Genomic DNA, 25,166 nt, shown 5'->3' with positions numbered 1-25,166 from the left:
GCGTCTTGTGGTTATTCGACGATATTCGCAGACACGTGATACACGCGACCGCCCCAGCCATCGTTGGGGAACGAGTCGGATACCTTCAGGTAGATGGGCTTCGCACCATTGGTGACCGCGCCGAGGTACGGCGTAAGGTCAATGGTGCGATCCGCCTTGTTCGAACCATCGGTCACCGGCTGCGTTTCCTGAAGCACGGTGGTCCAGTGCGCGTTGTCGTTGCTCACCTGCACCAGGAATTCGGCGTCGATGGTGAGCGTGACTTGCGCCGAGGTGGTATCGACGGGGAAGGGGAAGCGGTACGTGAAGTGGGCGTTGCCATCGGCGAAACGATTTTGCACGCCATTGCTCTGCGAGCCATCGGGATCGAACAGCCACGGGTTTTCATCCACCGTGCCGGTGTCGAAGTTGATGGTGTGCGCAATCAGCACGTCGGCCTGGGTGCTGAAATGAAGCCCGGCGGCAGCCACGTCCGAGGTAATCATGTGATGGCCATCCGTTGCCGAACTCGGCACGGTGATTTTCAGCGGCACGCTGTTGCTGGCCGGAGTGGCATTGCCGTGCGGCTGAACGCGCACGAGGGTCGCTCGTGGGGAAAGTTTCCAGCCCGATGGCGCATCGGTGGTGGCCAAGGCCTGCAGCGGGAAGAAACCCGTCGCTGAGACACCCAGGTCGATGTTGATGGATGTCGCACCCGATGCGGCGGGCATGATCACCGGTTGTGCCGGTGACATGGTCGCGGCCAGCGATTCCCACGGTGTCAGCGCGGGTACGTTGCCGATCAATGCGCTGAGTGCGCTGGCCTGCGTGCGCCAGTCGAACACGTTGGGGTTGCTGGTGCTGGTGGCACCGGACCAACGCGTGCCGAGTCGGCCGGCGGCGTCGCGGTCATTGTTCCAGATGCCCTGGGCCTGCTGGTCAAGGAAGGCGGCGTACTGGCGATCGTGGGTGACGTCCACCAGATCGGTCCAGTAGCGCATGAAGATGCCCTTGAACTGCTTGGCGTTGTCGTCACAGGTTTGATCGACGGCATCGCAGGTTTCGGTCAGCATGCCGTTGGTCACCAGTGCGTTCGCGCCGATGGCCGCATCGGCCAGTCGCCGCACACTCGCCAGGATCTGCGGATCGCGCGTGGCGCGCCACAATTCCAGGCCGCCGCCAATGGCCAGTCCCTGGTTGTACGTCCACACGTTCTGGCCGTTGTTGGTGCACGCGTCGGTGAGGCCGTCGTTGACCAGTCCGTTTGCGTTGATCATGCCGCTGCCCTGGAACCACGCCCACGCTGCGCGGGAGCGCGCCAGCCAGCGCTGGTCACCGGGAATCCGGTTGTGCAGCTCGGCGGTAAGCCGTATCCACAATCCGTTGGTCACGGCGTTCTTGTAGGTGCGTTCGGCGTTCCACCATACGCCGCCACCGCAGGTGGTGGTGTCCCAGTAACCGTCGACGTAATTGGCGATGGTTACCGCCATGTCCAGATACTTCGGATTGCGGGTGAGGTCGTAAGCCTGCACCCAGGTGAGGCCCCACCATTCGGTGTCATCGATGGCGCGGCTGGTGAAGTTGCCAAGCAAGGGATCGCCCGACAGCACGCCCGCCGGAAACACGCCCTTGTCCTTTTCGAAGGTGTTGTCGAGCTGGCCGAGATAACGGCGGTCGCCAGTGCGCTGCATGTAGTCGCCGATGGTTTGCAGGGCCACAGCCGAGTTCCACCAGCTTGAAGGACTCCTTGCCTTGTCGGGCTCTTAGTACCTCATCCTCACGTCGGCAGCGACGCGGGCACGTCCCATGGCGGTTGGACCGTCGGCCAGAGAGCTCGGCCACGCTGCCTGTTCCGTTGCCTGCAAGGGGAAGGCAACGGCTGTTGCCATCAGGCCGACCACGGCCAGCAGTACCTGACATCGCGTGCGTATTGCTTCAAGACTCGTCATCAGAAGCGCTCCTTTCGGATACCCACAAACGGGGAAGGGGTTGCTTCTTCCCCTGGCTGTCCACGGCCGGAACGTGGGCGGTGATCCGACCTGGATACGTGCACCGTCGCGGCCGTTTAGACGGCCGTATTTCTCGTCAGCTATGACGGATCGCTCCCAGGCCTGCGTCCCCAGTCCTGGATTTAGATCGATCTAAATTCAATTCCCAAAAAAAGGTCATGACGCGATGACCCGGATGCAAGACGATGGGCGATACATGCCCTTGTTCGAATGTAACCTGTTTCTGCACGACGATGCTTGCTGCATTGCGGAAGGTCGAGCGAACCAAAAAAATGAGTGTGACGCGCGGCGTGAATGGGATGTCTTCAACGCAGGGCGCGTGGGGGAGCTTGGCAACAAGGCAAAGCGGGAGCGATGGGGAATGGAAAAATTTGCTACCGCGCAGCGTCAGCCAAGTCGCCTGATCGAGGCCACTGCTTTCTCCCTGCGTCCCTTCCAGGAAGGCGATGCCACGTCGCTGTGGGAAGCGATTCAGCAGACACGTCCGCAACTCCAGCGTTGGAGCGGGCTGGGTGACAGCGACCGTTCCATTGAACAAGTGCAGCACCGCATCGCCAGGTGGAGGCTGGATTTCGCCTGTCGCAAGCGACTGCAGTACGGACTGATCGACGAGCGCGGCGCCGTGCTCGGCGGTGCTTCGCTGGAACATATCGATTGGCACACCGGATCGTTTCAGGTGGGCTACTGGCTAAGCGCCGCCGCTTTGGGAAAGGGCCACGCGACCGAGGCCGCACGACGGCTGACGCTGGAAGCGTTCGACACATTGGCGGCGAAACGCGTGGCCATCTGGACCGATGCCGAGAACGTCCGAAGCGTGCACATCGCCACGCGCCTGGGATTCAAGCTGGAGCAGAGGCTTGAGCGTGAGCGCATGAATGCGTTGGGTGAATGGCAAGACACCCTGGTGTTTGTGCGTTTGGACACGCTCGGCCTGTAGACAACGCCTGGTTGCTGCCATGCGCGGCTCGAAATGAGGGCTCTACTTGATCGCCGTTGCCTGTGCGACTGAACCTGTCTTGCTGAGTCGCTCCACCTGCTTGCGTGCGTAAGTATTCCGCGGGTCAACGCGCAACGCCTGCTTGAACGCCTGCAGGGCCTGCGCCGGCTCATCCAGCATGTTGTCGACATGGGCCAGGTCCAGCCATCCATCGCTGCGCTGTGGCGCAAGGAAGGTTTCCAGCTGTGCCAACCCCAGGGCTCTCTGAAGGTCCTGGCGTTGAATCAACGCGTACAGCCAGGGCTCGATCTGATCGGGCGTCAGGCTGAAGTCCGGATGATCACGGTGATAGGCGGTATACACGGCGGCACTGTGTTCAAAACCTGACTGGCCCAGGCGTTGGGCAAAGTCCTGCAGTGACGGGGCAGGCCCCTGTGAGGCGCGATGCGTCATCACCAACATGCCTGCCGGAACGCCTTGCGTTTCCGGTTTGGCACTGAGGAACGACGTCGCATCCGAGTCATTTTTCAAATGCGCGTCGAGGAACGCCAGCGTATATCGCGCCAGCCACGAATAACTTTCGCTGCGCAACTTCGCCGACGCCGGTCCGTGAGGCCGATCGTTGCCGAAGCGCAGGCTGTCGCTGGTAAGGTCATCGTGTTGCATGTCGCGCAGCCAGATCGTGGTGACGTCGGCGTGTCGGATGCGGTCGATGAAGCTCCCCGGCTTGTTGTCTTTCGCCGGGGTGAGCGGATCTTCCTGGTCGGCGAAGAACAGCAAGGGCACATGGATGCGATCCGGCGAAATGTCGGGAGCCATGGCCAGCAGTTTCGGGAAGTAGCGCACCGAGCCGTCGAAATCCACCAGCAACTTGATCCGGTCGTCGGTAGCCGCGGCAAACTTGCTCGCCATGCCGCCCCAGCTATAGCCGAGCACGGCGACCGCGTTCGTATTCACGTTACCCAGCCTGGAGGCTTGACCGATCAGCACGCCGATATCGGCCGCCTGCGCGCGCGTGTTGGCCAAATCCATGGCCATCTGCCCGTTGGTCATGTACGGCAAATGGGCGCCGCGTGAACTGGTGGAGACAACGACATACCCATGACTGGCGAGATACTCGCACAGCACATCGTCCTCGATGGACGGGTTGCTGTCGCTGGGCGCGTAGACAATGAGCGGAAAGGGGCCCTTGGCCGCACCGGCGCCGGCAGTGGCATGCACGGATTGCCGGGCAATGGCTTGGTAGTCGCTTACTGGATCGGCACCGGCCCAGGCGCGAATCTGTTCGTCAATCGCACGCTGGGTCACCGCCGGATCAGTCACGGCAGCGTCTTCACTGGCGACCAGGCCAAGGTAGTCGGTGTAAGCCATGGGTTTGCCCGGGGCACTGGCGGGATACCACACCAGCACCTGCAGCGGTCGTTCGGGCATGGTGGCAACAGGAAGGCCACTTAGCGGGTCGTACCCATTGCCCCAGCTACGACTGCTGTCGAGCAGATGCACCACCTTGAAGCCGATGGCGTGCGGGCCCCACGGTGCACTGAACTGCAGTTGTCCCTGGGCGCACACATGGGTGCAAAACAACAGGACGCAGAGCCCCAGCCAACGTGTCATATGCCTACCTCGTTGCGGACGCCACAGGCGCGAGCGATGTCTCGCGAGCTATAGCAAGCATGGGTGGGTCTCGCTGTCAGCTTGCTTTCAAGGCATCTGCGCAGGGCACGGCGCCATTACTTGCGCATCGGGCTCTCGAAACGTGGAGCGGCATTCGGCTTTCTTCTCGCTCGTATTCATGTACTCGGCGCGTACAACTCTTTAGCGCGACGATCACATCCACTGCTTCATCTTGGGCGAGTGATAGCGGTGCTTGATCGTCCCTTCACCCATGCTGATGGGACAGGCGTGGCGGTCATCTCCGTTGGGACTCGTGGCGCGGCGAAACCACGCGTTGAAGCGCGCCTGCTTTGCACAGGAACAGATCATGCCGGCCCGGATTGAAGACTACGCGATGATTGGTGATTGCAAGACTGCGGCCCTGGTGTCCAGGGACGGAAGCATCGCCTGGCTTTGTTTACCTCGCTTCGATTCGATGTCGTGCTTTTCGTGCCTGGTGGGATCGGAAGATCAAGGGCATTGGCGCGTGGGCCCTGCGCATAAGGGCTATACGAGCAGCCGCGCGTACGTGGATGGAAGCCTGGTCTTGAATACCCGGTTCGAGAACGAAGGAGGCAAGGTCGAGGTGGTCGACTTCATGCCGCCAGGTTTCGATGGCAGTCATGTGGTTCGCATGGTGAAGGGTGTGTCGGGCCGCATGGTCATGCGTTCGAGCATGGTGGTGCGTTTTGATTATGGCGTCATCGTGCCGTGGGTGGCCAGCCATGACGATGGAACCCTTGAATTAATCGCCGGCCCCGATCTGCTGGTGCTGCGTTCTGATGTGGAATGCGAAGTGGCGGAGAACGCCATCTTGGCCACGTTCGAGGTCAACGCGGGTGACACGGTGAGCTTTGTGCTGAGTCACGGCGCGTCATATCTGCCTGCGCCCGCGCCGGTGACACCGGAAGATGTCCTTCAGCTCACGGAAAAATTCTGGAGCGACTGGTCGTCGCAATGCACGGATGCCGGGCAGTGGACCCCGGCCGTACGGCGGTCGCTAGCCACGCTGAAGGGGCTGATCTATGGCCCGACCGGCGGCATGGTCGCGGCCGTCACCACCTCGTTGCCTGAAATGATTGGTGGCGAGCGCAACTGGGACTACCGCTACTGCTGGCTGCGAGATGCGAGCTTTACGCTGCTGGCGCTGCTGACGGCCGGCTACAGGGATGAAGCCGTGGCCTGGCGCCTGTGGCTTATTCGCGCCATTGCAGGCGATCCGGCACAAATCCAGATCATGTATGGCGTGGCCGGTGAGCGTCGCCTCGACGAGTGGACGGCGCCCTGGCTTGGCGGTTACGAAGCATCGACGCCCGTGCGCATTGGCAATGCCGCTGCGCAGCAGTTGCAGCTGGATATCTTCGGTGAAATTTCGAATGTCATGGCCATTGCCATGAGCGACGGCCTGCCCATTTCGCCGCGCGGTATCGAACTTCGCGACGAACTGCTCGATCACCTTGCCGAGATCTGGACCCAGCCGGACTACGGCATCTGGGAAGTGCGAGGCGACCCGCAGCATTTCACGCATTCGAAGGTGATGGTGTGGGTGGCGTTCGACCGCGCGGCCACCTACGAGCTGCGTCACGGCAACACCACCAAGCACGCGCACTACCGCGACATCGCAAACCAGATACGCGACAGCGTCTGCGCGAATGCCGTGGACAAGGAGCGCAACTGCTTCGTGCAGGTTTACGGCGGCCACCATCTGGACGCCAGTCTGCTGTTGCTGCCCATGGTGGGTTTTCTTCCGCCAACGGACGAGCGCGTGCGCAACACCGTGGCGCAGATCGAGCAGCGCCTGATGGTCGACGGATTGGTGCTTCGCTACGAGACCGAATCGGGCGTGGATGGCTTGCCGGCAGGCGAGGGTGCCTTCCTGGCCTGCAGCTTCTGGCTGGTGGAAAACCACGTGATGCAAGGCGACCTGGAGAAGGCCACGACGCTTTTCGAATACCTGCTTTCGCTGGGCAACGACCTGGGCCTGTTCTCGGAAGAATACGATCCGCGCGCCAAGCGGCAATTGGGCAACTTCCCGCAGGCTTTCAGCCATGTGGCGCTGGTGAACGCCGCGTTTGCGCTGGCGAAGTCTCACGCGCAGACCACGGCGGGCGGCTGATATACGCTGATTTGCCATTGCACGCGCCCACGCGTTTAAATGCGAAGGGACGAAGATGGCCTCATGGATTGGAGTGACTGGTGACGGCAAAAGGATGGGCGAAGCCATGGATATTTTTGCTGGTCGCATTCCACGGTAATGCGTTCGCGGAGGGCACTTTCTGCAGCCTGGATCACGTGCGGCAAATGGGCTCTGGCGTGGCGTTGTATTTCATACCCGAAGGCAATGTATTTGTCCGCGTAAAGAAAGCTGGCCAGGGCGTTTCTGCCAACGATCGTATGTACCAGCAGTTGGATGGCCAAATGCACAGGCTGTATCCCAATGCGCTTCAGCCGGAAAAGGCAGCGTCGGAAGTGGTGCTCTTGAGCGGCGAGGAAGCGTTTGTGGGTGGCGGATCACACAGCAGCTGCACCGTTGCTCCCGCTTACAACGGTCATACGTTTGGGGTGGAAATGGAGGCAAGCGTGGGCTTGCCCGGTGCGCCCCCTCAGACGTCATCCCGCTTTCTTCCCGTGAACACGCTTTGATCACGTAAAGGTCCGCGCGGCGCGTGCCCATGGGCCGGCAAGTCTGGCTCATTGGCGCCCAGGCGCCGCTGGGATGGACAACGGAATCCACACGCAGGTCATACCGGTCCTGCGACAGACTTGGTGTAACCTGAAGCGGATCGGCTACGGCTGTGGAGGGCGACCAGATGGCTGCAGAGACCGCCTCTGCTGCGTGGATTGCGTTCGGTACCGTCGAGATCGACACCCTGGGCCATCGCCTGTTCGTCAACGGCGAGGAGGTGGGGCTTGAGCGCAAGGCCTTTGCCGTGCTCGTGCTGCTGGCTCGCGAACCCGGGCGTGTGCTGGGCCGTGACGAGATTCTGGACATGGTCTGGGGGCATAGCCACGTCACGCCGGGCGTGCTCAGCCGCGTCATCACGCTGTTGCGCCATGCGCTGGGCGAGAGCAGCGAAGAAAGTCGTTACCTGCACACCGTGCACGGCGTTGGGTTTCGCCTCGACGCCGACGTTCGATTCGCGGCATCGCGCGAGGGGCTGAACCCGGAAGCGGACAGGGCACTGCGCGCCACGGAAGTTGCATCTGTAACAACTCCGGTTCGCCCTGTTGTTGCGTTGCCGGTAGAGGCATCCGCAAGACCGCAGGCGCCATCGCCGCCGCCCGAGACTCGGCGGTCGGGAAGGCGGGTGCTCGCCGTGGTCGTGGCCTTGCTGGTCCTGGCAGCCGCTGCGCTTGGCTGGCACCAATTCTCGCGTGCACCCGTGAGTGCGGTGCCGGTGGCCGACCTCAAGTCCATCGCGGTATTGCCGTTCGAGAATCTCAGTACGGATCAGGGCAACGCCTATTTCGCCACCGGCATGCAGGACATGATCCTCACCGAGCTGGTGGGCATCGGCGGGCTCAAGGTGATTTCCCGCACGTCGACCGAGAAATACCCCAGCCATCCGGAAGACGTGAAAACCATCGCGCACCAACTGGGCGTGGCCACACTGTTGGAAGGCACGGTGCAAAAGGTCGGCGACCAGGTGCTGATCAACGTGCAGCTGATCGACGCAAGCAGCGGCAACCATCTTTGGGCGAAGGCATACACGCGCACGCTGGACAATGTCTTCAACGTGGAAGGCGAAGTGGCGCAGAACGTGGCGCAAGCGTTGAAGGTGCAGCTGACGTCCGCCGAAACGGCGCGCATCGACACGGTGCCGACATCGAACGCCGCCGCTTACGACCTGTATCTGCAGGCGGGTGTGCATGCCAACCGCGCCTACGATGATCCCATCATGTCGTCGTCCGAATTGCCCGTGGCCATTTCGCTTTACCAGCAAGCGCTGGAGCGCGATCCGCGCTTCGCACTGGCCGATGCGGCTTTGGCGCGTGCCAATATGCAGATGTACTTCTTTGGGCCCGATCGCACCAACGCTCGGTTGGCCGATGCAAAGAACGCTGCCGACCGCGCGCTGGCATTGCAGCCGGATCTGGGACAGGCGCATTACGCGCTGGGCTTGTACCACTACTGGGGGCATCGGGATTACGCCGCCGCCTCCGCCCAGTTGGAACTGGCACGAAAGGCCTTGCCCAACAGCGCCACGGTTGAACTGCTTATTGCTTCGGTGGCGCGGCGACAGGGGCGCTGGGACGAGGCGTTGGCGCTGTTTCGGTCGGCCACAGTGCTCGATCCGCACAGCGAATTCGGTTTCAGCCAGCTCGCCGTGACCTATCAGAGCATGCGTCGCTACGCCGAGGCCGATCAGGCTTTCGGCTCGGCGGCCGCGGTAAGTCACAACCCGGCGGGCGAACGCTTGTCGCAGGCGTACAACGCGCTGGTCTGGAAGGGTGACCCGGCGCCGCTGCATGCGGCGCTGGCGGACATGGTGCCTGGCAGTGCTGCCTACGATGGCAACGTCATGGGCATCTATTTCGATCACTGGCTGAAGCGCGACTACGCCGGCGTCATCAAGGTAGTGGAAGCGGACAAGCGAGAGAGCTGGGATGACACGGACAACATCGCGCTGCCGCGACTGCTGTACCTGGCCTGGGCCCTGGAAGCGGCGGGCGACAAGGACAGGGCGGCGGCAACGTTCGGTGACGTCGCGACGAAGATGCAGGCTGCGCTGGCGACGCGGCCGGAGGATGCCGACCTGCATCTCGCCCTGGGATACGCCTATGCCGGCCTTGGTCGAAAAGCGGAGGCCGTCGCGGAAGGCGAACGCGCCGTGGCATTGATGCCGGTGAGCAAGGACGCGCTTACGGGGGCCGACATGCTGGCCAATCAGGCGCAGCTCTACGTGCGGGTCGGTCAACCTGATCAGGCCATTCCGCTGATCGATCGCCTGCTGTCCATGCCAACGGGCGCCATCATGTCCAGCGCATTGCTTCAGGTAGATCCATCATGGGACCCGCTGCGCGATGATCCACGCTTCAAGACGCTGCTGCAGAAGTACGCCAGGCACGGCTAGTCCGCCGCTTGGCCTGCCTGGTGGCGTGGCTCCCAGGCGCCAGATCGCACACCGCTCTCCTTTCCGTCCCCCGAGAATCGCCGGCGATAGTCCGACGGCGACAGTCCGACGATACGCTTGAACACCCGGCGGAAGTTCTTCAAATCCTCGTAGCCGGCTTTCCCGGCGATTTCCTCCACGCCCAATCGCGTGAGCTCAAGCATTTCGCGGGCGCGGGAAATGCGTATCTGCTGCTGGTATTCCATCGGCTTCATGCCAGTGGCCTTGCTGAAACGGCGAAGAAAAGTTCGCGGTTCCAGGCAGGCCTGCGCGGCGAGATCGGCGACCGAAATCGGGCACGTCCTGTTGCCGGCCAGAAACTGCTGGGCTTTGACGATGGCGTGATCGCCGTGCTTCAGGCGGGGATCGAATTCGCTGTAGAAGCGCTGTTGCCGGCCGGGCGGATCGACGTTCATGTAGTGCGCCGTTTCCAGCATCACGGCGGGCCCGAGCAGGCGCTCAACAATGCGAAGGCCCAGATCCGCCCACGCGAGTACGCCGCCGGCAGTCATCACATCGCCATAGTCGATCACCATGTAATCCGTATCGACCAGTACATCCGGGAATTCCTGGCCAAACTTCTCGTGCAGTGCCCAGTGCGTGGTCGCTTGCCGGCCTTGAAGCAGGCCTGTTCGGGCGAGCACGAACACACCACCGCACACGGCGGCGATGATCACGCCGCGGGCATGCATTTGCCGCAACCATGCAGTAAGCACCGGGTCCTGCGTGTCGTGCATCGCCGCTGGAAGGTTGCCCGGCAGGACGAGCACGTCGGGGTGGTGGTCCAGGCCTTCGTGGGTGTCGTTGCCTGGGCGCACTTCACCGTTATGGCTGCGCCACTGGGTGATCCGGACGTCTGAATGCCCCTTGCCACCATGACGGTTGGCGGCGATGTCGCCGGCATAGCCAAAGAGCTCGCTCAGGCCATGCAGCCCGGTGGCCGAGGTGCCGGCGTCGCACACAATGCCCACCTCGACCACGGGCTTGGCATCGCTGGCCGTTTTGGCCCTGCTTTTTGTCGGAACGGGCCGTTGTTCAGCATGTGTGCCAGGCATAGGCTCGGTCTCCGTTCGCGTCACAACAGACGTCGTTACACCACCGTCCAACCGGTCATGCGAAACCCTGTCGGGTTTGGCACGGACCACCCTTTCTTTCACGCAGGCATGGAGAGTTCGACATGGCTCAGAACCGCACGAAAGAGGCTAGCGCCGGTAGTTCGTATATCACGACCACGGACGGGACGGAGATCTTTTACAAGGACTGGGGAACAGGTCAGCCCCTGGTGTTCCACCACGGCTGGCCGCTGTCGGCCGACGACTGGGACGCCCAGCTGATGTTTTTCCTCGCCCAGGGCTACCGGGTGATTGCGCATGATCGCCGGGGACATGGCCGTTCCACGCAGACCGTCAACGGCAACGATATGGACACCTATGCGGCCGACGTGGCCGAACTGGTGACGGCGCTCGACCTGAAGAATGCCGTACACATCGGGCACTCCACGGGTGGCGGTGAGGTGATCCGGTATGTCGCCCGCCATGCGAATGGCCGCGCCGTCAAGGCCGTCATCATCAGCGCCATTCCGCCCACCCTGATGAAGTCCGACAAGAATCCGGATGGCGTTCCTAAGGAAGCCATCGATGCCATTCGCGACGGCACGGCGAATCATCGGTCCCAGTTCTACCAGGACATCACCATTCCTTTCTATGGTTACAACCGACCGGGTGCGAACATATCCGAAGGCATTCGCCAGAACTGGTGGCGGCAGGGAATGATGGGCGGCATCAAGGCCCACTACGACTGCATCAAGGTGTTTTCCGAGACGGAGTTTTTCGACGACCTGAAGATCATCGACATTCCCGTGCTCGTGATGCATGGCGAGGACGATCAGATCGCACCGTTCGCCGTGACGGGCGCCAAGTCGGTGAAGTTGCTGAAGAAGGGCACGCTGAAGTCGTATCCGGGTTTTCCGCATGGCATGCCGACCACGCATGCGGAGGTGATCAACAAGGATCTGTTGGCGTTCCTGAAAAGCTGATCAGGGATGAATCCATCGCGGCCTTGGGCGAATGCGCCCGGGGCCGCGTGAACCGAAATCCTGGCCTTGGGAGAGCTTCCATGAGTGAGTATCGCGATCTTCGTACGCCGGAAGGTACGTTCTCTGTCTACATCGAATGGCCCGCTGCCACACCCGCGCCCGTCGTCGTGCTGCTGCACGAAGTATTTGGCGTCAACAACGACATGCGGCAGTCGTGTCGCGAACTGGCGGACCAGGGCTTCATTGCGCTGGCGCCCGAACTGTTCTGGCGAAAGGAACGTGGACTCGACCTCAATCACTGGTCGGAGGCCGAATGGAAGAAGGGTCTGGGCCTGTATGACGCCTACGATTTCGACCAGGGCGTAGGTGATGTGGAAGCCGTGGTCGCCATGGGCCGTGCGTTGCCGGAGAGCAACGGCAAAGTCGGCGTGATGGGTTACTGCCTGGGTGGCCTGATGACCTTCCTCACCGCCGCGCGTTCCAAGGTGGATGCGGCCGTTGTCTACTACGGCGGCGGCACGCAAAACCACTTGAAGGATGCCGACACCTTGCACTCTCCCTTGATCATGCACCAGGGCACGGACGACGAATTCATCCCGCCCGACGCGCAGGCCAAGATCAAGGCGGCGCTGGAAGGCAAGCCCAACGTGACCTTTTACGCGTACCCCGGTTGCAGCCATGCGTTCGCCAGGCATACCGGTGTGCATTACGACGCCGACGCGGCAAAGCTCGCCAACGGCCGAACCTACGCGTTCCTGCATCAATTCCTGGGTTAGAGCCTGCAGGAATCTGCGTCGGCTCAATGCATGGCGCGCTTGGCGATGTCCTCCACCCAGGCATCGGAATCGACCACGCTGGTGTTGCCCAGCATGACGATGGTGATGTCCTGGTCCATCACGTGGAGGAACTGCGCCTGGGCACCCATGATGAGTCCGGGGCGCTTGATGACGGGATGTTTGGTGCCGTTGGCCGTGAGTTGGTACGACCACATGCCGTCGCCGTATTCGTCCAGTCCGGGCTTGATCATCTGCTGCAGCGTGGCGGGTGCAATAAGCCGGCCATTGAACAGGGCGTCGGCAAACTTCAGCAGATCACCCGTGGTGGAATACATGGCGCCGGCGGCGTACCAGTTTTCCGGATACGCCGGCAGGTCGCGGGAAAGGACTTTTCTATCGTCGGGATACCAGTAGGTATCGGCGAGCCGGTCCACGATGTCGCCATGATGAAGCACGCCGCTGTCGATCATGTGCAGCGGATCGAGGATACGCTCCTTCAACACCTGCTCGTACGGCTGGCCATACAGGCGCGCGATGATCTCACCGAGCACCACATAATCGGCATTGTTGTAGTTGAATTTTTCGCCAGGCGTGCTGACCAGCTTGCCGCTGCTGAACTGCGTCAGCAATTGATGGCTGGTGTGCGGTAGTTGATAGATGGGAATGCCATCCTTCAGTGCCGTGGCCTGGTCGGTGACGGCGTCAAAACTCGGCAGGCCCGACGTGTGATGGAGCAACTGCTGGATCGTCACCTTGCTGCCCGCTTCGCCCGCGTAGTCCGGCAGATAGGTCTTGATGGGCTGATCGAGGTCGATCCGGTGTTGTTCCACCAGCTGCAGAATCAATGCCGACGTGAAAAGCTTGGTGACGGAGGCGATCTTGAATCGCGTCTGTGGCGTATTCGCAACGCGAAAAGGAATGCTGGCAAGCCCGTAGCTTCGGACCAGGCGCGACCCATCGTGCCACTGCACCATGATCGATCCGCTGTAGTGGTGTGCGTTCGCATACCCGTCGATAAAGTCCGCCACGCTATCGGTCTGGGCGAACAGGCGGGCGGAGCACAGCAGGCAAGCAAGCGCGACGATGCATCGCATAATTCAACCCCGGTCAGATATGGCGGGCGAATCGTGGCGCGCATTCAAGATGGGGCCGGCCGATTCGGGCGATCACATCGAGCTTAGCCAGCCCGCGACCGCACTCCACGTACCTTGCGACGAAAGCGGCCTGGGTGCGACGAACCGGGACAGGGCGGGGATGAATCGCGGCTCAGCCATTTTTCCCGGGTACCGCCTTGTGCCGGTGACCTTCCTTGGGAAGGCTTTACGCCGGATTGCACTAAGATGCGAAACGGGGCGAAAGCCAGGTTCCGCATTCGATCCAAAGCGGACGTGGCGATCTCGGGTTGGCGCGGAGATCGGGGAAGGTGGGGGATGATGTCCGGCGGACGGAAGAAGTGGATACGCGCCAACATTGGCACCTTTCTCCAGCAGTACCAGCGGAAGGCGCAGCGCGGAGTTGAGCCCAATGACCGTCAATATGACCGGGATTTGGAGGGGAAACTGAAGCGGATGAAGCCCGAGGACCTAAGTCGCCTGATGAGCGAAGACGATGACTCTGAGCAGGGTGACATTGAGTAACGCAGGCTGCCTGACTTGGGCTGTTTTGGGTCCGAAGAAGACATTCGCAGAACGAGGTTGATGTGCGACGAATAGGATCAAAAAGACTCTGGAATGCTTTGTTCCTGACTTCTATCGTGATCGGCACCAGTTTCATTGTCGGCTGGAATGCGTTGTTGTACGTGATAGTCCAAAGCCCCTCACGGCCATCCCCGCCCGACCATGTCATTCCTTTCGACAATCACGGTAACTTCGTCTATATCACCCAGCTTCAAAGTGACCTCCTCGCATCGGCCAGTGGAGGGTGGCTTTGGATGATATTTGGCGCCCTGGTCGCGTTTATCGCCGTTACCCGTTCGTTGAGTGACCGGTCGCCTGATTAACTAGGGTTCCACAGTCACATGGGACATCTGTGCGACGCCATCGCTGCGCCATCACCTGCGCGACGGGAGCCGGAGTGATGGCACGACATCGCTGATCGTCGTGCGCACGATGGACGCGTGGTGCTAGCTTTAGAAACGCAACGTCGCCGACACCAGCGCAAGGTTGCCCTCAAAGTGTCGCTTCGCATCGAACTCGGTGTAATAGCGAGCGAGCAATACGATGCCGTGGCCGCCCAGCTTCGTGTTGTAGTTGAGGGCAGGGCCCACGCCGTAAACACGTCCCTTCAACGACCCCAAAAACGCTCCTGAACCACTGTCGGCCGTGACCTGGCGATACGCGTAGCCTGCCAGTCCCACTTCCAGTTGGGGTGTGAAGCGCCGACCGATGCCCAGTTCCACGTGCACTTCGTTGCCACTGCGGTAGTGCGTGGCGTCGTTGGGGCTGTTGATGTCGTAGCCGATGACGGCCGACATTTCGGTACGATGGTTGCCGGGGGCATAGGTCATGGACCAGGACACATCACCTGCCCAACGGTCGTGCCCTATCGATGGCGTGAAGCCCTTCTGATAGTCACCGGTGGGCGCCCACGCGCTGAGTGCGATGGCGTGCCAGAACGAGGAGCCCACGTGCCAGCCCAGGCGGGCGCCCAGGGCCGTGTCGCCTTTGCCCGTGCCGCTCACCGCCCGTTGCCGAACGACCGGGCTGGTGATCTGGCCCTCCAGTCGCAGGTACGCGTAAGGCGTGGCGACAGAGAGCACCAGTTGGCCACCCAGTACCCGGGTCTTCGGCGCGAACAGCAGCACGCCTGTCAGGCTGTCGGCACGCTTGTCCAGCTCAGCCACCCTTACGCCACCCTGGATAGCACCGCCCACCGAACCCGTGTACTGCGCGGCGGCGATGCCGAAGTACCAGCCTGGCGGCGGGCTGATCCCGGCGTCCAGCGACTGGGCACCCAGCAGGTACATGCCACTGGCACCCTCGGTGGCTTGTGCGCAGAAAGGCACGCAGCCCAGGGCGGCAACGCACGACAGCACGGATAGATAAAGGGCGTGTGGCCGCATACATCCAGGGCTGGTGAGACGACATGGAGCGAGCCGGGCGGACCGCCGCCGGCAACCGCAGCGCGTGTGGCATGCGGGTCATAGATTGGGCAACGGGCGGCGGCTGCGCATCCGTAGAAATCGACACAGGGCTTCCGTAAATCTACCTAGTTTGAGCGGCTGCCTTGCCGACGGGAGTCGCTGCGGGCGAGTACACGCCGGGCACTGTCAGATGCCGGTGCGCCGCCACGGAGAGGGCACTTTTCCCCAGGCTGTAACGCAAATGTTGCAGTGTCGAAACCGCGCCACGAAGCAGTCGAAGAAGCTGCCACGAATGGTGCGGCTTGACGCATACTGCACAACGGGCGCGCAGCGGGGAGGGCATATCTCATGGCCATGCAGAATTCTTCGGTCGAGTATCCGTGGCCGCCATCCGTTGCCGGTTTCGACATGCCCTCGTCGCCCGAGAGCGACGACGGCGGCACCGTGGCCATGGTGGTGTTCCTGAGCAATCGACCGGATTACTACTGGGTGGAGGCGTTCGCTTCCGAGGTGGATGAATTCCGGCTGGAACATCAGTTGCAGGATGTGCGTATCGATGCCCGCTGCCTGGTCGTCACGGGTTCATTCGCGCAATTGCGCACGCTGACCGTCGCATTGCGGAACTTTGTGCATCGGGTATCGCGTATCAGCCTGCAGCGACGTGTGATCAACCGGCTGTCGCAAGCGGAAGTAGGTGCGCCTGCGGATGCAGAAAACGCAGCCGCCGTGCGTGACGTGAACCTGGTGGCGCACATGCCCGCGGTCGCATCGATCCTGGAATCGGTGTCGCGTGAAACCGGCATGCGCTTCGCCACCGTGGCCCGCGTTACCGATACACGATGGACCGCCTGCGCGGTGTACGACACCATCAACTTCGGATTGCGTGCCGGCCAGGACCTTGCGCTCGAAACCACCATCTGCAACGAAATACGCCTGCACGGGCAGACGGTAACCTTCAACCACGCCAGCACGCATCCGGTGTTTTCAACGCATCCGACACCAGCGCTGTACGGGTTCGAGAGTTACATCTCCGTGCCCATCTATCGCGCCAATGGCGAGTTCTTCGGCACGTTGTGCGCGGTCGATCCGTTGCCCAGGCATCTCACCCCGGACGTGGTCGAGACGCTTGAGCGCTATGCGCGGGCCATTGGCGAGGCGATAGACAGGGCCGCGGCTGAAGCGTCTGGATGGTTGCCGACACGTTGACTGCGTGTCGCATGCAGCTCGATACCGCGTGTGCGCCAAGCCTCAGGGAGAAGGGCTGACCGGCTGCGGCTGCGGAGGCGGCGGCACCAGTTTTCCCTGAAGCAGCAACTTCAACGTCAGCACCATCATCAGCACCACGACGATGTTTCCGCCAATGAACAGGTACGGCGCAAGCAGCGCGATCGGGCCCGTGTCGCCGCGCTCGATCAAGCGCAAAGGCGCCGTAGCCAGCGCGGTGACGCCGAAGGTGAAACCCCAATAGCCGGCCGAGAACGGCTGGGCCCTGATCCACGGCAGCATGCGCAGCAGGATAAGCGCCTGCAGCAAGCCGTAGCCCAGCAACGCGTGCACGAACAGGTTGGGCAAACCTTCGGTGAGATTCAGGTACGCCAGCGAGCCCACGAGAGGCGGTGCCAGCTGGATGCCGATAGTGGGACGGATGGCCAGCGGCAGCGCTTCGGCGGTGTAGAGGCGATGCAGCAGCACCGACTCGATGGCAAGCCAGGAAAACATGCCTGCTCCGAACGCCAGTTCACCCCAGCCCGCATAGCCGAGTGCGGCGGACACGGCTGCGGTCACGAAGGAGCCCGCCACGGTGGGCAGATAAAGCACTGCCGTGGTGTGTGCCGTATCCCGGCCGCCTTGCCACAGGCCGCCTGTACGCCAGACAGCGAACGCCACGGTGTAAATCGCACCCAACACGAACAGGGCCATGGCGGCGTCGTGGGAATAGGGCAGCGCGGCCACGGCGATCAGCATGGTGGTCACGCCGATCAGTCCCACGAAACAGCACTGGATGGGATGGCCAAGCTCGGTGGTGGCATGGGATCGGGCCACGATCCATTTGGCCACATAGAGGGCCAGCAGGGTGGCCCAGACCAGGGTCGCCAGCAACATCAGCACCTCGCCCACCATGGCGGGCAGTTGCCATACTCGGTGCGCCACGCGCCATGCGCCGCCCAAGCCGGCGATGCCAAGCACGATGCCAAAGAAACTGGCAGGGACGATCGGTAGCCGGGTCTGCGAAGTCATGGCGTCGCTCGGGTTGGGCTGCGATGGCGCCCATAGTGCGCGACTGCAGGTGTCTCCCGCCAGCCCCAAGGGGAGTGAACACTGGCAACCCGGCCCTGATCGACGCCCGCAGTCGGGGCCTTGTGCCGCGAGGATCAGATCTCAGCGAACGGGGCGTGGTGCCGCCGGCGGAACACCTGATGGAATCCGGGCGTGTGGTGGAGCTGATGACCATCCACGCGCCGCTCTTCCGAAACGATGCGGCCAAGGAAGAACGTGTGCGAACCGATCTCCTGGGCGTGTTCAATCGCCAGCTCATGCACGCGCAACGCATCCGCCACCACGGGGATGCCAAACGTTCTGGATGGCCGAACGGCGAGGGGCAGCGACTGCCAGTCGGTCAACGGCAGCCGGTGATGCTCGCTGAGCTTGTAGACCGTGGCCTTCATGGCGGCAGGGATGCTGGATAGCGCCACGCGCCGCGATTGCAGCATCACGGTGGCGGACACGTTGGTGCTGCGCAATGCCAGCGAGAACAGCCCGTCGTGGCCGAGTGGGCCGATCAGGTCCATGGGAAACATGTTGCGATGGTCTTCCGTATCCACCGAGACAAGCACCACCGGACGCGGGCACAGGTAGGCAATCATCAGTTGCTGCACGGCGCTGGGGGCCATCAGCGCATGCTGTGCCGAGGGATGCTTCAACATCAGTCGGTTTTGCAGCCACGCATTCCATGGGCGGCGCGGCCAGCCTAGACAGCGATGTTCGCCCGCCACCACGTGGTAGACCGCCACAGACGCGCCATCCGATACCACCGAAGCCATGCGTGAAAGCTTGAGCGCACCGATGAGCTTGCCGCTCGTGCTGTCACGGTATTCCAGCGTGGGATGCAACCCGGCATCGATGCTCGTTGCCACCACCAGCGGCTTGAGCGACGCCACGGTGTGATCGTTTGTCACGTCGGCGATGCCGCCTTCCCAACGCAACGTGGCACCGACCACGGCCTGCGGTGGCGCCATGGCGATGGTCGACCATTGCGGCAACGGACGTACCAGCGGTCGTATCCAGTCCTTCCACATGTCAGGTGCGCCGGAACAGAAGAAACATGTAGAGCTGCGTGGCCATGCCCAGGCCACCCGGCATCAGGCGCTCGAAGCGAAAGTGCGGCAACGCTGCGCGGGCCATGAGTCTTGGCGCAAAGCGGTGGATACGGCTTTCGCTTTCGATGGCGTAGCGGCCGTGGCGCATCAGCTTCCATGCGTTGGCGCGCCACCAGCGATAGCGCGCGTCGCCCAGGTAATACGGGTTGAGCATGCTCGCCAGGACAAAGCCGCCCGACGGCACGATGTGCGAGAGATCCTCGAACAGCTGCCGTGGGTCCACGATGTGGTTGAGCACCGCGAAATTCGCAGTGACTGCATGTACGTCGCATGCAAGCGGAAGCGCAACGGGCACGATGGATTTCTGCGCGATCTCGCTCTGGCAATGCTGCGACAGGTAATCGCGCATGGCATCCGAGGGCTCGTACACATAGGTGGGATGTCCCTGGGCAGCGTACGCCCTGGCATCAATGCCCGTGCCCGCGCCGAAATCGAGCACGGTGGCGCCCGCTGGCAGCAAGCTCAAAGCCGTCTTCTGGAACCGCTCGCGCACCCGTTGGTCTGGCGCCGAGCCAAGCATGAAGTCGTGATACTGCGCGCCGGTATGCATGGGGTCCAAAGGCCTGCGATTCGATATCCAGTGGGCATATCTGCCTTTGGTGAGTGCCTGTTCGGTGCCTGGCGGTTGTGTAAAGCGCGTTCCGCGAGGGGCGGCTGTATCCTTTGCCCCGGCTCGGGAGATTCGCCATGACCCTTTTCATCCGCCCGGAAACCACCGCAGATATCGTCGCCATCCATGCGCTGACGACGGAGGCATTCCGCCATGCCGCACACACCTCCCACACGGAGCAGTTCATCAACGACGCCTTGCGCGAAGCCGGCCAGCTCACCTTGTCGCTGGTGGCCGACGACAAAGGCGAGGTGGTGGGGCACGTCGCCATCTCGCCGGTGACGCTGTCCGATGGCAGCCACGGCTGGTACGGACTGGGCCCGGTATCGGTACTGCCGGAGCGACAGAGTGAAGGGATTGGCGCGGGGTTGATCCACGCGGCGCTGGACACCTTGCGCAAGGAGGCTGCCACGGGTTGCGTGGTCCTGGGCGATCCCGGTTACTACGCACGCTTCGGTTTCCGGGCCAACCCCACCCTGGTGCTGCCGGGCGTGCCGCCGGAGTACTTCCAGTCGCTGGTCTTTTCGGGGCCGGTACCCAGGGCGACTGTCAGCTACCACGAGGCTTTTCAAGCCACCGGGCCCAGCTGACATCGTCGCGTTTTCGTTTCTTCCTGCTGGTTCGCAGATTCCGCGCGAGGGCCTGCGAAAACACCGCTCGTGCGGCTAAGCTAGCGCGCTTGTCCGTCTCGATCTGTCCAGAAGTACACGATGAAATTTCGTTCGACCCTGTTGTTGATGTTGCTTGGATTGGGTGTGGCGTCGCCGGCAGCTGCCGTGACTTCGCCGAAGCATGTGGTGCGGATGGGTTCGTATCGCGTGGAGCGCGACGTAACGCCGGGCCGCAACAAGGTGGTGGGCACGTTGACGAACACGGGCCGCGCGCCGCTTCATTCCGCGCGCGTCAGCTTCCGGCTGTTCGACGCCCGGGGCCGCGCCATTGGAAATGCCACCGACACGGTACGCGGGCTCGGGCCTGGCCAGACGTGGAAATTCCATGCCTACGCGCGCGGCAACGTGAGCCGCGCCCGCTTGTTGCACGTCGAAGCGCGCTGACCCTGCCGGCACCCAGCGTTACTGGGTGCGCAACAGTCCATCGCCAATACCCAGGCACAGACGCACCGTTGCCACGATGCGTTGCATCGGCGGGGAGTGCGGTGGCTTGTCACGCGTTGGCGCGGGGGGCTTCACCTTTTCGATGGACGCCAGTCGACGGAGCAGCTCAACGTCGGTGAGGTAACCGTGCAGGCCGAGCAGGTCAATCCATGGCGACGGCATGGGGCGCTCCTTGCGTGGTCGATGCATCCTGCGGGCCATCGACGGTGTCGCCGTGCAGTGGCGTCGCCCGCATCGACGCGCGGGCACACATGCGCTCATACCACGCCGATAGACGCGGCCGGCCTGCCTGGAAGTCGTACACGTTGCGGAATGCGATCCAGCTGAGCGCGGTAGCCAGCGCTACATCGCCAATATCCACATGCACGCCCGCGCCGATCTGGGTTTCCAGATAGTCGCAGGCGCCCACGACCTTGGCGAGATGGCCGTCCCGCATGGCGGGCCAGCGCAGGGCTTCCGGGCGGCGCTCCGCCTCCCAGCGCACCGCAATACCCGCATCCGCCAGTCCCATGGCAACAGCCTGGTTGCGCAAGGCGCGAAAGCGGTTGGCTGGCGTGGAAGGGAACAGCTTGCGCCCGCCATGCAGGCCATCCAGGTATTCGCAGATCACGCTGGAATCGAACAGCACGGTCTCGTCGTCGCAAACCAGCACCGGCACCTTGCCCAGCGGGTTGAGCGCGAACACGTCGTGGTTGCGCAGTGTCGGGCTGGTGTCGTGGTGGACCACCTGGATTTGGCCGGCCAAACCCACTTCGTGGGCAAACACGAGCACCTTCCGCGCATAGGGCGAGTGGGACTGATAGAGCAGCTTCATGGATCGACCGCACCTTGCGTTGCTTGGGTGCGCTTATGCTAGGTTCCGCTGGCGCGGCCAGCCCGCAAGTGTGGGCGTCCTGGCGCATCTTTTCCTCGCCAAGAAAGGGTTTATCGCTGGTGCCTGGTGAACTGGACAAACTCGATCGACGCATTCTTGCCATCCTTCAAAAGGATGCCCGTCGCGCGGCCGAATTGATCGGCACGGATGTCGGTCTTTCCGCCTCCGCCGTGCAGCGGCGCATAGCGCGCATGCGCGACGAAGGCGTCATCACCGCCGAAGTGGCCGTGGTCGACGCCAAGCGGGTAGGGCGGCCCTTGACGATGATCGTGGACATCGAGGTTGAGCGAGAGCGCCCCGAACTGCTCGCCAGCCTGAAGCAATGGATTGTCGCCGAGCCGTGCGTGCAGGAGGCGTGGTACGTCACCGGTGCCGGCGACTACGTGCTGGTTATCGTGGCCCGCGATGTGGACGACTTCGAGGCGCTCATGCAACGCATGGTGGCTGACAACGCCAACGTGCGCCGCTTTAAGACCCGCGTGGCGCTGGGCACGATCAAGCGCGGCATGCTGGTGCCGCTGGATGCCTCACACGATTGACCCGGTGAAGCGACGCCGCGTCTGCATTACGTCGCGTTCGATCCGCGAACGCGGGTGGGGTACCAGCCCGTAAACTTGAACGCACCCACCAGCGCAATCACGATCACGATGACGCCCGCGCGGTGCGGCATCTGCGGCATGTAGATCAGCGCAAGTTCCGCGACAACCATCACCGCAAAGGCCAAGGCCCAGGCACCGCTGATCACGTAATTGGTGTGCAGGAACGTTGGCGTGTTCCACAGCTCGGCTGGGACCTGTTCCTTCGCGTATTGCAGCGTGAACGGCGTGCGCAGCGCCATGGATGCCAGCACGATCAGCAGCAGGCCGGCATCCACGCACACTCGTACGCCGATGACGGAAAGACTCGCGCCCATCAGCCACAGGTAAACAGTAAGGCCGCCGAACAGCACGAATGTGCCCATTTCAAGGATCTTGGGTTGCTTGCCTGGCGTGAGTACATCGCGCAGCAACAGCACCGCAGACACGGCGGTCGCCGCAGCCAGCCCCCAGAGCGAGCCCACCAGGCGGTCGAGTACGGCAAAGACAATAAAGGGTGCAAAGGCGAGCAACATGCCCATGGATCATCTCCGGAAGAATGCCATCCCTGCGTCATGTGTCCTGATGCTCCCAGCGGCCGTATTTCGCGCCGCCAAGAGCGATTAAGCCGCGTCAAAAGCCCTGCTGGAGGACACCTTGGCGTGTATCGCCTCACAATGCCGAACCAGGTGAGGGCGCGACAGCACGAATTGCTTCAGCGGTGTATCGATGTCGTAGAAGTAGATATTGGCCACAAAGCCATAGATGGCCGCATCGATAGATCGTGGCGCGTCGCCGAACAGAAAGTCGCGCTTGCCCAAGGCATCGCTCACCACGCGCAAGTCGGCGATACCTCGCTCGTACACCTGCGCGGGCTCGTAACGACCGATGCCTTGATAGTGATAACGCAGCGCGTTGTATTCGCGTGCAGCCGCAAGGTCGCCTTCGGTCAGCTCGCCGTGCGTGGCAAGCAGGGCGTTGCAGAACAGCGGCCAGTAGCGATCGTCCTTCCAGCGCGAATAGCTCATGGGCCAGTACAAGTCATCGAGCGTGCGGCGCAGAAGAAAGTCCAGGCTTTGCTGTGCGCGCGTAAGACCGGTATCGATAGGCAAACCATAGTGCTGCTTCAGGTACGCAATGATGGCGTCGCTGTCGCCAATGCTCTCGTCGCCATCGACCAGGTAAGGCAGCTGCCCGCGCGGTGCCTGCTTGGTATCCAGGATGTGGCGATGTTCGAACGACATGTCGCACAAGCGCATGAAGGCATACACCTTCAGGCCGAACGGGTTGTTGTCCGCAACGCCGAACAGGTCGGGATACGCGTAGAGAATGGGCAATGTCATCGGGTCGTGCCTTGCGAAGCGTAAGTCAGTGGTGTGTCACACAGGGCGCTCGGCGCGCCGAGGCAATCAGGCGGCCTATTTCCCGACGCCGCGAAGGACCTTTCAGTCATCGAGAGGATGCCACAGGGCAGCCCTGCTCACTTGCGGATACGCACGGTGGCGCCAAGCCGGCGGAGTAACCGCGTTTACCTTTGCGTGTTGCGAGCGTTACCAGTAGTCATGCCACCGGAAGGCTCACGGGGAAGTGAGATGTATGCCGGCGTACGACACCGGCTACGATGGGTCTCCAGGGATGGTTCTTGCCTCATGCAAAGTTGGGAGGGTGGATGAAACAAATTCTAAGCTCGGGAGCGTTGATGCTGGCGAGTTTCGTCGCATCGGCACAGACCAATCTCCCTGCCGTCAATGTGACTGCGCCGTACTCGTCCCTGCACGGCGGCTATCTGATTTCCGGCGACTTCAAGGTCGATCCACGCATGCCCTCCGTGGTGTTCCCCGCGCAGGCGCTGGTCACGGACGACATCCTCAGCATCGAGCCTGTCCATCTGCAGGACAACGAATACCTGATATTGCAGGAGTGCGCGTCTGCGGACTGTCACGAGGCCTCACTCGTCCGCTTCTGGAGTTCCGACGGCATCGGCGGCGACGACACCCGACGCAACCGCGTCTGGATCACTCACGAGAACAAATACTTCATCTGGCTGAAACGCCTGCCGGCACTCACCGGACTCAGTTGCAGCCAGCCGTCGTCCAGGGACGACACCACCCGAACCAAATGCGGCAACCACTTCACCACCTTCCAGCAGGTCAGCCCACCGTTGATGCTCATCCCCACCGGTGAACTGGCGGCCTACAACCAGGACGTGCTGAAGAAAGCCATCCTGGCCGACCCCGTGCAAGTGGTGCAGCAAACGCACGAAGGTTCCACTTATGTGGTGACCTACGAAGGTGGAAGCACCGTGCGTGTGCGGCGTATGCATGCGGCGAAAGATAGTCAGTGACGAAAACGTGGGATATTCATCTGCATCTGTTCACCAGAAAAATATCCCGGCAACTAACTCAATAGAGCAGCCTTGGCATGATTGTCCAAACGGCTATACCCGTTTATTTTCTGACCGCCGCTTCGCTATCTATGGTTCTCTTCGCCTTGAACTTCATTGCTGCGAGGGGATGGGAGGGCGGCGACGAGTTCAGGTACAGCAAGGGTACGCTTGGAGCCGTACTGGTTTCCGCCATGGTGTTTCTTGGTTTTGGCCTGTTCTTCTACTTTGGAGCTTCAGCTGATGGCGCAGCTAAGCTATCTGCAGTAATAGGCTTTGCAATTCCATTGGCCTTCTCTTTGGTTGCGTTCGCCTATCTCAATAGCTATCGCATCGTGACTAGTTCCGAAGGGTTGAACGTGAAATCTCTCTTTCGGGTTAGACACTTCCCCTATGAAAGCCTGGCTTTCCTTAGGGTGATCACCGATAGGAAGGGTGGGCAGACCGTGGTTTGTCGCGATAAAAAAGGCGCTTTGGTGTTCGCCGTCTACACCGGATTTATGGGTGTATCGCAGCTAACCAAGGTGATTCAAGACAGGGCTCCGAGCGGCTTTTTATATCGGACCAATGGGCCGCGCGAATGGGTTGCTGTCTCTTATACCCCTCTCCGAGCCCACCAGCCGCCGGCGGAGGGGGGTGGGGGTCGG

General features: G+C 62.0%; 23 protein-coding genes and 1 pseudogene. 12 read left to right on the top strand and 12 right to left on the bottom strand.

Annotation, left to right across the window (positions count from 1 at the left end; genetic code table 11):
• Positions 1 to 11: 11 nt before the first annotated feature.
• Positions 12 to 1,721 (bottom strand): annotated as a pseudogene (locus tag DK366_RS15385) (glycoside hydrolase family 76 protein); the annotation flags it as partial.
• Between the two features lie 463 nt (positions 1,722 to 2,184).
• Here DK366_RS15385 and DK366_RS15380 point away from each other — a divergent pair.
• Positions 2,185 to 2,925 (top strand): GNAT family N-acetyltransferase, encoded by a 741-nt coding sequence (locus DK366_RS15380; RefSeq protein ID WP_157956574.1) that lies wholly within the window; start codon positions 2,185 to 2,187, stop codon positions 2,923 to 2,925.
• A gap of 42 nt (positions 2,926 to 2,967) precedes the next feature.
• Here the strand turns inward: DK366_RS15380 and DK366_RS15375 are convergent, their stop codons facing one another.
• A complete protein-coding gene (locus DK366_RS15375) occupies positions 2,968 to 4,539 on the bottom strand; it encodes a dienelactone hydrolase family protein (RefSeq protein WP_109126445.1) in 1,572 nt (523 codons plus the stop codon).
• A gap of 367 nt (positions 4,540 to 4,906) precedes the next feature.
• Here DK366_RS15375 and DK366_RS15370 point away from each other — a divergent pair, with 367 nt between their 5' ends.
• The 3 genes from DK366_RS15370 to DK366_RS15360 all read left to right on the top strand — a co-directional run bounded on the left by DK366_RS15370 (position 4,907) and on the right by DK366_RS15360 (position 9,653).
• Positions 4,907 to 6,694, top strand: coding sequence for a glycoside hydrolase family 15 protein (locus DK366_RS15370; protein ID WP_109126444.1), 1,788 nt, complete (start codon positions 4,907 to 4,909; stop codon positions 6,692 to 6,694).
• Between the two features lie 80 nt (positions 6,695 to 6,774).
• Positions 6,775 to 7,221, top strand: coding sequence for a hypothetical protein (locus tag DK366_RS15365; RefSeq protein WP_157956573.1), 447 nt, complete (start codon positions 6,775 to 6,777; stop codon positions 7,219 to 7,221).
• Positions 7,222 to 7,388: 167 nt separating this feature from the next.
• Positions 7,389 to 9,653: a winged helix-turn-helix domain-containing protein gene (locus DK366_RS15360; RefSeq protein ID WP_109126442.1), complete on the top strand. Its 2,265-nt coding sequence runs from the start codon at positions 7,389 to 7,391 to the stop codon at positions 9,651 to 9,653.
• Here DK366_RS15360 and DK366_RS15355 read toward each other — a convergent pair.
• On the bottom strand, positions 9,650 to 10,837 hold the full coding sequence (locus DK366_RS15355) for a helix-turn-helix domain-containing protein (protein ID WP_157956572.1): 1,188 nt from the start codon (positions 10,835 to 10,837) through the stop codon (positions 9,650 to 9,652). The two genes, DK366_RS15360 and DK366_RS15355, sit on opposite strands and share 4 nt — an antisense overlap.
• Before the next feature lie 32 nt (positions 10,838 to 10,869).
• On the opposite strand from DK366_RS15355, the gene DK366_RS15350 reads away from it, so the two are divergent.
• Positions 10,870 to 11,727, top strand: a complete 858-nt coding sequence (locus DK366_RS15350) for an alpha/beta hydrolase (RefSeq protein ID WP_109126440.1) — start codon at positions 10,870 to 10,872, stop codon at positions 11,725 to 11,727.
• An 80-nt stretch (positions 11,728 to 11,807) separates the two neighbouring features.
• Complete coding sequence (locus DK366_RS15345) at positions 11,808 to 12,503, top strand: dienelactone hydrolase family protein (protein WP_109126439.1); 696 nt, start codon at positions 11,808 to 11,810, stop codon at positions 12,501 to 12,503.
• Positions 12,504 to 12,526: 23 nt separating this feature from the next.
• Here the strand turns inward: DK366_RS15345 and DK366_RS15340 are convergent, their stop codons facing one another.
• The gene (locus DK366_RS15340; RefSeq protein WP_109126438.1) at positions 12,527 to 13,597 is read right to left on the bottom strand and encodes a serine hydrolase domain-containing protein; all 1,071 of its coding nucleotides are present in this window, start codon (positions 13,595 to 13,597) and stop codon (positions 12,527 to 12,529) included.
• Between the two features lie 1,034 nt (positions 13,598 to 14,631).
• On the bottom strand, positions 14,632 to 15,564 hold the full coding sequence (locus DK366_RS15325; protein ID WP_109126435.1) for a transporter: 933 nt from the start codon (positions 15,562 to 15,564) through the stop codon (positions 14,632 to 14,634).
• A 369-nt stretch (positions 15,565 to 15,933) separates the two neighbouring features.
• On the opposite strand from DK366_RS15325, the gene DK366_RS21430 reads away from it, so the two are divergent.
• A complete protein-coding gene (locus DK366_RS21430; protein ID WP_198651582.1) occupies positions 15,934 to 16,791 on the top strand; it encodes a GAF domain-containing protein in 858 nt (285 codons plus the stop codon).
• A gap of 42 nt (positions 16,792 to 16,833) precedes the next feature.
• Here the strand turns inward: DK366_RS21430 and tehA are convergent, their stop codons facing one another.
• From tehA to DK366_RS15305, 3 genes are all read right to left on the bottom strand, one after another.
• Entirely contained in the window at positions 16,834 to 17,823 is a 990-nt protein-coding gene (gene tehA / locus DK366_RS15315) for a dicarboxylate transporter/tellurite-resistance protein TehA (protein ID WP_109126434.1), read from the bottom strand.
• A 134-nt stretch (positions 17,824 to 17,957) separates the two neighbouring features.
• Positions 17,958 to 18,881, bottom strand: coding sequence for a flavin reductase (locus tag DK366_RS15310; RefSeq protein ID WP_109126433.1), 924 nt, complete (start codon positions 18,879 to 18,881; stop codon positions 17,958 to 17,960).
• Position 18,882: 1 nt separating this feature from the next.
• Positions 18,883 to 19,512, bottom strand: coding sequence for a methyltransferase domain-containing protein (locus tag DK366_RS15305; protein ID WP_109126432.1), 630 nt, complete (start codon positions 19,510 to 19,512; stop codon positions 18,883 to 18,885).
• A 137-nt stretch (positions 19,513 to 19,649) separates the two neighbouring features.
• Between DK366_RS15305 and DK366_RS15300 the strand changes: the two genes are divergently transcribed.
• Positions 19,650 to 20,162, top strand: coding sequence for an N-acetyltransferase (locus DK366_RS15300; protein WP_109126431.1), 513 nt, complete (start codon positions 19,650 to 19,652; stop codon positions 20,160 to 20,162).
• Between the two features lie 120 nt (positions 20,163 to 20,282).
• Positions 20,283 to 20,627 (top strand): FxLYD domain-containing protein, encoded by a 345-nt coding sequence (locus DK366_RS15295; RefSeq protein ID WP_109126430.1) that lies wholly within the window; start codon positions 20,283 to 20,285, stop codon positions 20,625 to 20,627.
• 18 nt (positions 20,628 to 20,645) lie between these two features.
• Here the strand turns inward: DK366_RS15295 and DK366_RS15290 are convergent, their stop codons facing one another.
• Both DK366_RS15290 and DK366_RS15285 read right to left on the bottom strand, forming a co-directional pair.
• Positions 20,646 to 20,849 carry a hypothetical protein gene (locus DK366_RS15290; protein ID WP_109126429.1) on the bottom strand — a complete coding sequence of 68 codons (204 nt, stop codon included), beginning with the start codon at positions 20,847 to 20,849 and terminating at the stop codon, positions 20,646 to 20,648.
• Positions 20,830 to 21,501, bottom strand: a complete 672-nt coding sequence (locus tag DK366_RS15285; RefSeq protein ID WP_109126428.1) for a glutathione S-transferase family protein — start codon at positions 21,499 to 21,501, stop codon at positions 20,830 to 20,832. The genes DK366_RS15290 and DK366_RS15285 overlap by 20 nt, the downstream gene beginning before the upstream one ends.
• Positions 21,502 to 21,536: 35 nt before the next feature.
• Between DK366_RS15285 and DK366_RS15280 the strand changes: the two genes are divergently transcribed.
• The gene (locus tag DK366_RS15280; RefSeq protein ID WP_232821069.1) at positions 21,537 to 22,100 is read left to right on the top strand and encodes an Lrp/AsnC family transcriptional regulator; all 564 of its coding nucleotides are present in this window, start codon (positions 21,537 to 21,539) and stop codon (positions 22,098 to 22,100) included.
• Between the two features lie 26 nt (positions 22,101 to 22,126).
• Here DK366_RS15280 and DK366_RS15275 read toward each other — a convergent pair whose 3' ends face one another.
• Together DK366_RS15275 and DK366_RS15270 are read right to left on the bottom strand one after the other, a co-directional pair.
• Positions 22,127 to 22,678, bottom strand: coding sequence for a hypothetical protein (locus DK366_RS15275; RefSeq protein WP_109126426.1), 552 nt, complete (start codon positions 22,676 to 22,678; stop codon positions 22,127 to 22,129).
• Between the two features lie 81 nt (positions 22,679 to 22,759).
• On the bottom strand, positions 22,760 to 23,479 hold the full coding sequence (locus DK366_RS15270) for a glutathione S-transferase C-terminal domain-containing protein (RefSeq protein WP_198651581.1): 720 nt from the start codon (positions 23,477 to 23,479) through the stop codon (positions 22,760 to 22,762).
• Between the two features lie 326 nt (positions 23,480 to 23,805).
• Between DK366_RS15270 and DK366_RS15265 the strand changes: the two genes are divergently transcribed.
• Together DK366_RS15265 and DK366_RS15260 are read left to right on the top strand one after the other, a co-directional pair.
• Positions 23,806 to 24,480: a hypothetical protein gene (locus DK366_RS15265; protein ID WP_157956571.1), complete on the top strand. Its 675-nt coding sequence runs from the start codon at positions 23,806 to 23,808 to the stop codon at positions 24,478 to 24,480.
• A gap of 77 nt (positions 24,481 to 24,557) precedes the next feature.
• A partial coding sequence (locus DK366_RS15260; protein ID WP_157956570.1) for a hypothetical protein occupies positions 24,558 to 25,166 on the top strand: 609 nt, incomplete at its 3' end.

It is taken from the genome of Dyella sp. C11 (assembly GCF_003121485.1).
In the GTDB taxonomy this organism is placed as follows: domain Bacteria; phylum Pseudomonadota; class Gammaproteobacteria; order Xanthomonadales; family Rhodanobacteraceae; genus Dyella.
The sequence above is the reverse complement of the archived record's forward strand: the minus strand, read 5'-3'. Positions and strand labels throughout refer to the sequence as shown.

Bases quoted from the DNA above. Each gene is read 5' to 3' on its own strand.
- DK366_RS15380 (WP_157956574.1), top strand. From the start codon at position 2,185: ATGCCCTTGTTCGAATGTAACCTGTTTCTGCACGACGATGCTTGCTGC.
- DK366_RS15375 (WP_109126445.1), bottom strand. From the start codon at position 4,539: ATGACACGTTGGCTGGGGCTCTGCGTCCTGTTGTTTTGCACCCATGTG.
- DK366_RS15370 (WP_109126444.1), top strand. From the start codon at position 4,907: ATGCCGGCCCGGATTGAAGACTACGCGATGATTGGTGATTGCAAGACT.
- DK366_RS15360 (WP_109126442.1), top strand. From the start codon at position 7,389: ATGGCTGCAGAGACCGCCTCTGCTGCGTGGATTGCGTTCGGTACCGTC.
- DK366_RS15350 (WP_109126440.1), top strand. From the start codon at position 10,870: ATGGCTCAGAACCGCACGAAAGAGGCTAGCGCCGGTAGTTCGTATATC.
- DK366_RS15345 (WP_109126439.1), top strand. From the start codon at position 11,808: ATGAGTGAGTATCGCGATCTTCGTACGCCGGAAGGTACGTTCTCTGTC.
- DK366_RS15340 (WP_109126438.1), bottom strand. From the start codon at position 13,597: ATGCGATGCATCGTCGCGCTTGCTTGCCTGCTGTGCTCCGCCCGCCTG.
- DK366_RS15325 (WP_109126435.1), bottom strand. From the start codon at position 15,564: ATGCGGCCACACGCCCTTTATCTATCCGTGCTGTCGTGCGTTGCCGCC.
- DK366_RS21430 (WP_198651582.1), top strand. From the start codon at position 15,934: ATGGCCATGCAGAATTCTTCGGTCGAGTATCCGTGGCCGCCATCCGTT.
- tehA (WP_109126434.1), bottom strand. From the start codon at position 17,823: ATGACTTCGCAGACCCGGCTACCGATCGTCCCTGCCAGTTTCTTTGGC.
- DK366_RS15310 (WP_109126433.1), bottom strand. From the start codon at position 18,881: ATGTGGAAGGACTGGATACGACCGCTGGTACGTCCGTTGCCGCAATGG.
- DK366_RS15305 (WP_109126432.1), bottom strand. From the start codon at position 19,512: ATGCATACCGGCGCGCAGTATCACGACTTCATGCTTGGCTCGGCGCCA.
- DK366_RS15300 (WP_109126431.1), top strand. From the start codon at position 19,650: ATGACCCTTTTCATCCGCCCGGAAACCACCGCAGATATCGTCGCCATC.
- DK366_RS15295 (WP_109126430.1), top strand. From the start codon at position 20,283: ATGAAATTTCGTTCGACCCTGTTGTTGATGTTGCTTGGATTGGGTGTG.
- DK366_RS15290 (WP_109126429.1), bottom strand. From the start codon at position 20,849: ATGCCGTCGCCATGGATTGACCTGCTCGGCCTGCACGGTTACCTCACC.
- DK366_RS15285 (WP_109126428.1), bottom strand. From the start codon at position 21,501: ATGAAGCTGCTCTATCAGTCCCACTCGCCCTATGCGCGGAAGGTGCTC.
- DK366_RS15280 (WP_232821069.1), top strand. From the start codon at position 21,537: ATGCTAGGTTCCGCTGGCGCGGCCAGCCCGCAAGTGTGGGCGTCCTGG.
- DK366_RS15275 (WP_109126426.1), bottom strand. From the start codon at position 22,678: ATGGGCATGTTGCTCGCCTTTGCACCCTTTATTGTCTTTGCCGTACTC.
- DK366_RS15270 (WP_198651581.1), bottom strand. From the start codon at position 23,479: ATGACATTGCCCATTCTCTACGCGTATCCCGACCTGTTCGGCGTTGCG.
- DK366_RS15265 (WP_157956571.1), top strand. From the start codon at position 23,806: ATGAAACAAATTCTAAGCTCGGGAGCGTTGATGCTGGCGAGTTTCGTC.